The following is a 9383-nucleotide window of genomic DNA, read 5'->3' as shown; positions in this document are numbered from 1 at the left end:
CGTGCCGGTGGGTCGCGTCGTTGGCCCCGCCGCCGCAAAAACTCACCCCCACGTCCGCGTTCCCGGCCATCCGGGCGGGGCCGGCTACGAGGCGGTGCCGGGCCAGTCGTCGCCCCAGTCCACGTCCCTGGCGCGGCGGTAGAAGTCGCCCTGCCGCTTGGAGACCAGCACGTCGCGGATGCCGTCGCCCTCCGTGCACAGGCGCAGGGAGACCAGGCCCTTGCGCTTCTGCGGATGGCGCAGGACCCGTGCGGCGGGCCGGGGCCAGGCGGTGGCGGTGGCGGCCACGTACGAGAACTTCTCGTCCTCGAAGCTGAGGGTGCCCGCCTTGACGCGGCGGTGCAGGGCGGTTCTGGGCAGGCGTACGGAGAAGTGGCACCAGTCGCGGCCCGGCTCGATCGGGCAGCGGCCGTCATGGGGGCAGGGGGCGACGATGGTCAGGCCGCGGGCGGCCAGGACGTCGCGGGCGGCGGAGACGGTGGCCCAGCCGGCCGGGGTGCCTGGCTCGATGATGATCACCATGGCGGCGTCCTCGGCCAGCCAGCGTACGACGTCGGGGCGTTCGCTCTCGGGGAGCTCGCCCAGGGCGTACGACATGGTGACCAGGTCGGCCGAAGGCCGGTCGAGGCCGGGGGTGATGGAGGCGCGCCGCCAGGTCGTGTCCCGCAGGGCCGCCGAGCCGCGGGCCAGGCGCCGGCCCAGGTCGATGATGTCGGGGTCGTGTTCGACGACCGTCACCTTCTCGAGGGACGGCCAGATCTCGCCCGCCGCCCAGATCGCCGCCCCGGTGCCGCCGCCGGCGTCGAGGTGGCTGCGCGGTTCGAAGCCGGGGGTCAGCGCGGCCGCCTGGCGCATGGCCGTGCCGGCGGCGGCGTAGGTGGCGGGCATGCGGTAGGCGGCGTACGCGGCGATGTCGGCGCGCGTACGCAAATGGTTGCCGCCGGTGGACAGGCCGGTGGCGGCGCCGGTGCGGTAGCGCTCGGTGAGCTTGGCCGCGGAGTCGGACAGTTCCTGCGGCGAGAAACGGGCCAGGGTCTGGTCGAGGGCCGTTCTGAGGGCATCGGGAAGCATGGCTGAATTCACCTTGACGTGGACAAAGGGGAAGGTAGGGCGGGGCGGGCTCGATCACCCGGCGCGCGGGGCGAACCGTCCGGACGAGGTCACCCGGCGCGGGGCGAACCGTCCGGACGAGGTCACCCGGCGCGGGGCGAACCGTCCGGACGGGATCACCCGGCGCGGGACGAGCCGTGCGGACGGGATCACCCGGCGCGGGCCGTGGCGCGCAGGCGGGATCACCCGGCACCGGCCGCGGCGGGCGGGCGCGACCGTGCCGGGCGGGCCGGGGCGGGTGGAGGCGATCATGCCGGGCGCGCCAGGGCGAGCGGGCGCCAGGCGGCCGCCGCGACGGCCGCCGTCGCGGCGCAGGCCAGCCAGTACGGTGCCGTGATCGTCCACGTGCGCGCGAGCAGGCCGCCCAGCAGCGACCCGATGGCCGCGCCGCCGTAGTCGAACAGCGCGCTCACGCTCGCCACCCGCCCCAGCAGCCCGCCCGGCACGATCCGCTGCCGCAAGGTGGTGACGATCACGCCCCACACCATGGTGTGGATCCCGAACACGACCAGCACCGCCCCGGCCACGAGCGGCACGGTGGTGGCGGCCAGCACGCCGTGGGTGACGGCCTCGATGACGAGCCCGGCCCGCAGCAGGACCGTCGCCCCGAGCCGGGCCTCCAGCCGGGCCGCGAGCCCCGTCCCGACGAGCCCGCCCACGCCGAACGTGGTGAGCAGCACCCCGTACCCGATCTCGGACAGTCCCAGCCGCTCGCGCGCGTAGAGCACGAAGACGGCGAACGCGGCGCAGAACACGACGTTGGCCAGCCCCATGGCGAGTGCAAGTGTGCGCATGAGCCGGTGCCGCCACAACCAGCGCAGCCCGGCCGCGATCTCGGCACGCAGACTGCCGCCCCGCTCGTACGGCTGCGCGGGCGCCGGCCGTACGGTCGCCACCAGCGCCGCGGCCACCGCGAACGACACCGCGTCCACCCCGAACGGCAGCGCCGCCGACACCGCGAACAGCCCGGCGCCCACGGGCTTGGCCAGGAACTGGTTGACGACCGTGAACGTGGCCATCAGCCGCGCGTTGGCCGAGGCCAGCCGCTCCGGCGCGACAATGGCGGGCAGCAGGGCCGCCGAGGCGGTGTCGGCCAGCGTCTCGCCCACCCCGAGCAGGAAGAACGCCAGGTAGATGACCGGAATGCCGGTCGAGCCGGTGACCACGGAGACGGCCAGGGCGCCGAGCACCAGGCCGCGCAGCAGGTTGACGGCCACGATGAGCCGGCGGCGGTCGAGCCGGTCCACGTACGCGCCGCTGACCAGCGCGAACAGCAGCCACGGGAGCTGCTGCGCGAACGCGGCGCCAGCCACCAGCGCGGGGTCGGCGGTGAGGGAGGCGACGAGCAGGGGCCCGGCGGCCATGGTGATGCCGTCGCCGAGATTGGACACGGCCGAGGCCGTCCACAGCTTGGAGAAGTCCGCGCCGAGAAGCGCGGACATGGAGGCACGCAAAAGAGCTCCTCGCAGGAGTAAGGGGAGAAACGGTCGGTTACGCGAGCGACCGCTTCAGGCGAGGAGCATTGGCCCGCCGGCACGATCCCGACGGCGACCTGCTACGACGTGGTACGCCCTCGCCCGGAAGCGGCGGCACGGACCTTGGCGAGGCGCATACGAACCCCCATCAATTGCGATGTCAATCGGGGACATTATCGGACATTCGACAGCACAAATGGTAGGACCGCGGCCATCCCCATGGACGGCCGCCCCCTCCAGGACAGACCGGCCGTCATCCCCCCTGGACGGCATGGCAGCCGTTGCGGAAGAGCCGCCAGAACGCCAGCGCCGCTTCGTCGGTGCGCTCGGGCCGCTCCCCGGCCACCCAGTGCGCGATCACGCCGACGAGGGCCCCGGCCAGGTAGGCGGCGTGCACGTCCACGGGGACGTCGTCCCACCCGGCGGGGCGGCTGCCGCCGGCGAAGCGGCCGGACAGCTCGGCGGTGAGGCGTTCGCGCATGCGCGCGGCGAAGCGGGCGCTGCCGTGGGGGCCGAGCATGCGCGCGTACATGGTGGCGTTGCCGGCCACGTGCTCGAACAGCTCGCCCAGCGGGTCGGGGGCCCGGTCGCGGGGGGCGTCGAGGGGGCACAGGGCGGCCGCCCTGGCGACCGCGGCGACGGCGTCTTCCATCGCGTCGGTGATCAGCGAGTCCACGTCGGGGTAGTGCAGGTAGACCGTTGCCCGGTTCACCTCCGCGCGCTTGGCCAGCGCGGACATCGTGATGGTCGCGAGCTCCTGCTGCGCGGCCAGCTCCAGCACCGCCGCCTTCAGCCGGGTGCGGGTGCGCTGCGCGCGCGGATCGTCCGAGTTCACACCCGCAACTATACGACATTCATTGCATATACGACATGTGTTGACTAATAGACATTTGTCGCATACTTTGATGGCATGCGAATCGAGATCTGGGCGGATGTCGTCTGCGGGTGGGCCCACATCGGCAAGCGGCGGCTGGAGAAGGCGCTCGCCTCCTGGGAGGGGGAGCCGGTCGAGGTGGTCTGGCGGCCGTACCAGATCGACCCGTCCGCGCCCGCGCGGGCGGTGCCGATGGCGCAGGTGCTGCTCGACCCCGTTGCCGACGAGGCGCTGCGCACCTGCTCGCCCGGGCTGTCCCCGGCTGAGAACCGGGAGCGCGTGGCCGAGGTGGCCGCCGCCGAGGGGCTGGGGCCGCAGTGGGGCTCCGAGTGGCGGGCGAGCACGCTGGAGGCGCACCGGCTGATCGCGCTGGCGTACGAGAAGGGCGGCGCCGAGCTGCAGGACCGGGTCGTGGAGCGGGTGCTGCGGGCCCACTTCGTGGACTTCCAGGACATCAGCGACCTCGCCGTGCTGACCGCGATCGCCGCCGAGGCGGATCTGGCGGAGGAGGCGGGCTACACCGGCGAGCCGGATCCCGCGCGCCAGACGCTGCCCGGGGCCGAGCTGGTGCGGGAGCTGCTGCTCGTCGGCAAGGCCAAGGGCGTGCGGACCTCGCCCACGATCGTGGTCGGTGACCTGGCGCTGGAGGGCGCGCAGCCGCCGGAGACGATCAGGGAGTTCCTGGAGGAGGCGAGCCGGCACGCTCCGCGCCGCCTGCCCGCGGAGGTGGAGCGGTTGCGCCGGGCCGAGTCGCTGCTCGACCAGCGCGACCCCCTGGGCGCTCTCACGCTGCTGCGGCCCCTGGTGGCCGAGCACGGGGACGACCGGGGCGTGCGGCTGCTGGCGGCGCGGGCGTACTTCGCCTCGGCCCAGCTCAACCGGGCGCGCGCGGCGCTGGAGTCGCTGGTGGCCGAGTCACCGGACGACTCCTACGCCCGCCACCTCCTGGGCCGCACGCTGCAGCGGCAGGGCCGGCACGAGGAGGCCGCCTCCCACCTCACCCTGGCCGCCGTCATGACGCCGGACTACGCGTGACACCCCAGCGCCGCGGCTCCGGTTCACGCCGTGACACGCGTGCGCCGCGGCTTCCGATCGCGCCGTAACACCCCTGGGCGGCGGCTCCCGTTCACGCCGTAGCGCCTCTGTGCCGCAGCGGAGCGCGCGTGGCACCTCTGCGCCGCAGGTCACGGGCCGCGAGGAAGAGCAGCGCGGCCCACCCGGCGCAGTACGCGCCGAAGGCCGCGCCCCCGCGGTCCGTGAGCACCGCGCCGCCGAGCATGCCCGCCGCCCCGGCCGCGGCCACGGCCGCGCAGAGCCAGTGCGCGGCCAGCACCCCCGCGTACGGCCACCGCCGCCGGACCCGGGGCCGCCCGGCCAGCAGAATCGCCATGACCAGCACCCCGGCACCCGCGTTGCCCCACTGGGCCCACGCCACCTCCCCCGGCCCGTAGGCCAGGTAGGCGTCCGGCGACACCCTCGGCCCGCCGGTCACCCCCAGCCGCCCCTCCAGGGCGAAGACGACCTTCGAGGCCACGTACAGTCCGGTCCACGCGATGCCCGCGTCCGCGATCTTCACGCTTCGACCCTGTCACCGGCCCGCACCCTCCCGATTCCCCCGCACGGGGGAGCCCCCTCCCCCGCCGGAGCTGTGCCCCTGGCGAACAGGTGGGCCGCGCGGCCCGCCGCCGCACTAGCGTTCGGGACATGCCGATCGTGGACGACATCAAGATCGTGTACGAGGACGCGGGGCCCGGGACACCGCCGGGCACCGTGGTGTTCGTGCACGCCGGGGTGGCCGACATGCGCATGTGGGAGCACCAGTTCAGGGCGCTGGCGCGGCGTTACCGGGTGATCCGCTACGACTGGCGCGGCCACGGCCTGTCCGGTGACGCGGAGGGCGAGGTGTGCCACCACGAGGACCTGCTGGCGGTCATGGACGCGCTGGGGGTGGAGCGGGCGGTGCTGGCAGGCTGCTCGATGGGCGGGGCCTACGCCGTCGAGGCCGCCCTCGCCGCGCCGTCCCGGGTCGCCGGGCTCGCCCTGATCTGCTCCGGCCTGGCCGGTCACCAGTGGCCGCGCGAGATGCTGGAGCAGGCCGCCGAGCGCGTGCACTCCTCGGTGCCCGCCGACCGCCTGGCCCGCTACCGCGCGGGCACGGCCGGGCACGTGGATCCCGCCGACGTGCGGGCGATGGCCGAGGCGCACACGCTGTGGCAGGTCGCGGGCCCCGATCGCGGCCGCGAGGCGCTCTCCGGCGAGGTGTGGGCGGCGGCGGTGGAGATGTGCCGGCTGGTGTTCGAACGCTCCTGGACCGGCCCCAGGTCCGCCGAACGCCTCCTCGACCCGCTCGCCGCCGGCCGGCTGCACGAGGTCGCCGCCCCCACGCTGGTGATCAACGGGCTGGCGGACGTGCCCGGCATCCAGGAGGTCTCCGGCCTGCTCGCGGCGGGGATCCCGGGCGCCCGCCGGATCGATCTGCCCGAGACCGGGCACCTGCCGCCCGTGGAGCGTCCCGCCGAGGTGACGCGGGCGCTGACGCACTTCCTGGCGGACGTCTTCGGTCCCTGACCGCCGTGGGCGGCTCTCCGCGTTCAGGACCGAGGATGCGGAGGGCCGCCGAGGCAGGCGAACCCTCCGGCTAGGACGCCCCGCCGTCCCGCGTGGCGTGCGCGGTCAGGAGGCCGTCGATGGCCGCGGCCAGCAGGTCCCGGTGCTCGTGGGGCAGGTCGCCCGCCAGCGTCTCCAGCCGCCGCGCCACGTCCCCGTGCGCCAGCACCCCGACCCGCGTCCCGTCCGGGGTCAGCTCGATCAGGCAGACGCGGCGGTCGCCGGGGTCACGCGTGCGCGCCACCAGCCCCCGTTTCTCGGCCCGGTCCACGAGCCCGGTCAGGCTCGACTTCTCCAGGTGCAGCGCACGGCTCAGCTCGCCCATCCCCACCGGCCCGTCCACCAGCAGGCAGAGCAGCTGCGCCTGCTGCGGCGTCAGGTCGTGCTCGCGGCTGACCTCCCCGAACACCTGCTGCACCAGGTGCGCCAGCCGTACGAGCGCGTCGGTGAACGGCAGGACCGGTTCTTTCGTGGTGACCACGGGCCCGAGTCTAGTTGACAGTTGTTCGCGAGACGAACTAATTTCTTCGTACAACCAACTGTTCGCAATACAAACTAATGGGAGCCACCCGTGCCCGACTACGGCCACGATCTGCTCTTCAGCGCCAACCTGGTGCCCGTCGCCCGGCAGGCGGACGACGTCGTGGCCCGGGCCCGGCTCGCCGAGCGCGCCGGGCTCGACCTCGTCACTTTCCAGGACCACCCGTACCAGCCGGCCCTGCTGGACACCTGGACGCTGCTCAGCTACGTCGCCGCCGCCACCGAGGCGATCCGGCTGGCGGGCAACGTCCACCCGCTGCCGCTGCGGCCGCCCGCGATGCTCGCGCAGGCCGCCGCCAGCCTGGACCTGCTCAGCCACGGGCGCTTCGAGCTGGCCCTGGGCGCCGGCGGCTACTGGGACGCCATCGCCTCCATGGGCGCGCCCCGCCTGAGCCCGGGCCAGGCCGTGGACGCGCTCGAGGAGGGCATCCAGATCATCCGCGCCGCGTGGGACACCGGCGCCCCCGGCGGCATCCGGCACCACGGCGAGCACTACCGGGTGGACGGCGCCGGACGGGGCCCGCGGCCGGCCCACGACATCGGCATCTGGCTGGGCGCGTACAAGCCGCGCATGCTCCGCCTCACCGGCCGGCTCGCCGACGGGTGGCTCCCCTCGCTGCCCCGCTTCCGGAGCTTCGACGAGATCGCCGCGGGCAACGCCATCGTCGACGAGGCCGCCGCCGAGGCGGGCCGCTCGCCCGCCGCCATCCGCCGCCTGCTCAACCTGGCCGAGGAGCTGCCGCCCGAGCAGCTCGCCGAGCTCGCCCTGCGGCACGGGATCAGCGTCTTCACGCTGATGGCCGACGATCCGCGCCGCATCGAGCGCTTCGCCGCGGAGACCGCCCCCGCCGTACGCGAGCTCGTCGCCGCCGAACGCGCCCCTGCCGTCCCCACCGCTCCCGCCGGACGCGCCCCGGCAATCCCTGGCGCTCCGGCCGCCGCACGCGCCGCGGCCGACCCGCGAGCCGGGGGCACGCCCGCCGGCCTCCAGGACTCCCCACTCCCTGAGGGCACCGCGCTGGGCATCATCCCCACGCCGGACGACGGCGTACGGCTGACCGACGTCCGCGTCTGGGACGAGAGCACCCGCCCCACCGCCCCCCGCCCCGACCCCGGCAGGCCCTACACCGCCAGGGAGCGGGCCAACGGCCGGCACCTCATCGACGTCCACGACCACCTGCGCGCCGAGCTGGCCCAGCTGCGCGACCTCGCCGACCAGGTCGCCGCCGGGGTGCTCGACCCGGGCGCGGCCCGCTCGCACATCAGCACCATGACGATGCGCCAGAACAACTGGACCCTGGGCGCCTACTGCGAGACCTACTGCCGCCTGGTCACGATGCACCACTCCGCCGAGGACGCGATGCTCTTCCCCCAGCTGCGCCGCACGGAGCCCGGCCTCGCCCCCGTCCTCGACCGCCTCCGGGAGGAGCACCACGCCATCCACAAGGTCCTCGAACAGGTCGACCGCGCCCTGGTCGCCTTCGTCACGGACCCGGCCGGCCTGACCGGCCTGCGCGCCGCCGTGGACCTGCTCACCGACAGCCTGCTGTCCCACCTGTCGTACGAGGAGCGCGAGCTGGTCGAGCCCCTGGCCAGGCACGGCCTCTGACCGGGAACGCGTGCCGCCGCGCCCCCACCACGATCACCAGGGCCGCAGCCACCAGGGGGAACGCCGTCCACGGCAGGGCCCCCGCCCCGGCGCCCTCCAGCACCACCCCGCCGGCCAGCGACCCGGCCGCGATGCCGGCGTTGTACACGGTCGTCTGCAGGGACGTCGCCACGTCGGCGTTCCCCGCGCCCGCGACGTTCACCAGCGCCGTCTGCAGCAACGTCGGCACGCCCCCGAACGCCATCCCCCACAGCGCCGCCGCCCCGACCACCACGCCCCCGGCCCCGCCGAAGGCCCCCAGGACGGCCATCGCCCCCGCCACGACACCCAGCACCACCACCAGCGCCCCTCTCGGGAACCGATCGATCACCGCCCCGACCACCCAGATCCCGGCCACCGTCCCGACCCCGAACACCAGCAGCACCACGCTCGTCCGCTCCCGCGCCAGCGGCGCCAGGTACGTGTACACCGCCTGGTGCCCCACCAGCACCAGCGACGTCACCCCGAGCGAGGTGCGCACCCCCGGCATGACCACCACCCGCCGCAACGGCACCCGCGCCGCCGCCTTCTCACCGGGGAAGTTCGGCACCTGCCACCACACCCACCCGATCAGGACGAGCGCCGCCCCCGCCAGCCCGCAGAACGCCCAGCGCCACCCGGACACCGACGCCAGCGCCGCCCCCGCCGGGATCCCCGCGCACAACGCCACCGTGATGCCCGCCGAGACGATCGCGATCGCGCGGCCCCGCCGCTCGGCCGGCACCATCCGGGCGGCGTATCCGACCAGCATGGCCCACAACACCCCGCCCATGACCCCGGCCAGCACCCGCGCCCCGAACGTCACCGCGTACGACGACGACACCGCGGTCACCGCGTTCAGCACGGCGAACCCGGCCAGCACCCCGACCAGCACCGGCCGCCGGTCGAGGCCGCGCAACACCGCCGTCACCGGGATGGCCGCCAGGAACGACGCCACCGCGTACGCCGTCACCAGGAACCCGGCCCGCCCCTCGGACACCCCCAGGGCGCCCGCGATCTGCGGCAGCAGCCCCGCCGGGAGCAACTCCGTCATCACCGCCGCGAACGCCGCCGAGAACAGTGCCAGCAGCCCCGGCCAGGGCATCGTCGCGCGCACCCGGGCCGGACTGGCGATCGCCACATCAGACAT

The 9383-nt window shown here is 74.8% G+C and carries 10 protein-coding genes; 3 read left to right on the top strand and 7 right to left on the bottom strand.

Going from position 1 to position 9383, the window contains the following annotated elements; all coding sequences use genetic code 11:
• Window positions 1-84 precede the first annotated feature (84 nt).
• From AB0J69_RS50375 to AB0J69_RS50360, 4 genes are all read right to left on the bottom strand, one after another.
• Window positions 85-1071, bottom strand: coding sequence for a small ribosomal subunit Rsm22 family protein (locus AB0J69_RS50375; protein ID WP_364133469.1), 987 nt, complete (start codon window positions 1069-1071; stop codon window positions 85-87).
• A 54-nt stretch (window positions 1072-1125) separates the two neighbouring features.
• Window positions 1126-1362: a hypothetical protein gene (locus AB0J69_RS50370; RefSeq protein ID WP_364133467.1), complete on the bottom strand. Its 237-nt coding sequence runs from the start codon at window positions 1360-1362 to the stop codon at window positions 1126-1128.
• Window positions 1359-2552: an MFS transporter gene (locus tag AB0J69_RS50365; protein WP_364133464.1), complete on the bottom strand. Its 1194-nt coding sequence runs from the start codon at window positions 2550-2552 to the stop codon at window positions 1359-1361. The genes AB0J69_RS50370 and AB0J69_RS50365 overlap by 4 nt, the downstream gene beginning before the upstream one ends.
• A gap of 286 nt (window positions 2553-2838) precedes the next feature.
• Window positions 2839-3420 carry a TetR/AcrR family transcriptional regulator gene (locus tag AB0J69_RS50360; protein WP_364133462.1) on the bottom strand — a complete coding sequence of 194 codons (582 nt, stop codon included), beginning with the start codon at window positions 3418-3420 and terminating at the stop codon, window positions 2839-2841.
• Between the two features lie 75 nt (window positions 3421-3495).
• Here AB0J69_RS50360 and AB0J69_RS50355 point away from each other — a divergent pair, with 75 nt between their 5' ends.
• Window positions 3496-4494, top strand: a complete 999-nt coding sequence (locus AB0J69_RS50355) for a DsbA family protein (protein ID WP_364133460.1) — start codon at window positions 3496-3498, stop codon at window positions 4492-4494.
• 91 nt (window positions 4495-4585) lie between these two features.
• Here the strand turns inward: AB0J69_RS50355 and AB0J69_RS50350 are convergent, their stop codons facing one another.
• Window positions 4586-5035: a hypothetical protein gene (locus AB0J69_RS50350; protein ID WP_364133457.1), complete on the bottom strand. Its 450-nt coding sequence runs from the start codon at window positions 5033-5035 to the stop codon at window positions 4586-4588.
• Window positions 5036-5163: 128 nt separating this feature from the next.
• Here AB0J69_RS50350 and AB0J69_RS50345 point away from each other — a divergent pair, with 128 nt between their 5' ends.
• Window positions 5164-6027 (top strand): alpha/beta fold hydrolase, encoded by an 864-nt coding sequence (locus tag AB0J69_RS50345; RefSeq protein WP_364133454.1) that lies wholly within the window; start codon window positions 5164-5166, stop codon window positions 6025-6027.
• A 70-nt stretch (window positions 6028-6097) separates the two neighbouring features.
• Here AB0J69_RS50345 and AB0J69_RS50340 read toward each other — a convergent pair whose 3' ends face one another.
• Window positions 6098-6547, bottom strand: coding sequence for a MarR family transcriptional regulator (locus AB0J69_RS50340; protein WP_364133451.1), 450 nt, complete (start codon window positions 6545-6547; stop codon window positions 6098-6100).
• Window positions 6548-6637: 90 nt separating this feature from the next.
• Here AB0J69_RS50340 and AB0J69_RS50335 point away from each other — a divergent pair, with 90 nt between their 5' ends.
• Window positions 6638-8215 (top strand): LLM class flavin-dependent oxidoreductase, encoded by a 1578-nt coding sequence (locus AB0J69_RS50335; protein WP_364133448.1) that lies wholly within the window; start codon window positions 6638-6640, stop codon window positions 8213-8215.
• Here the strand turns inward: AB0J69_RS50335 and AB0J69_RS50330 are convergent.
• Window positions 8139-9383 (bottom strand): MFS transporter, encoded by a 1245-nt coding sequence (locus AB0J69_RS50330; protein WP_364133446.1) that lies wholly within the window; start codon window positions 9381-9383, stop codon window positions 8139-8141. The genes AB0J69_RS50335 and AB0J69_RS50330 overlap by 77 nt on opposite strands.

Source organism: Nonomuraea sp. NPDC049709, assembly GCF_040674815.1.
Lineage (GTDB): Bacteria > Actinomycetota > Actinomycetes > Streptosporangiales > Streptosporangiaceae > Nonomuraea.
Note: the sequence above shows the minus strand (reverse complement) of the source record. Positions and strands in the feature narration are given on the sequence as shown.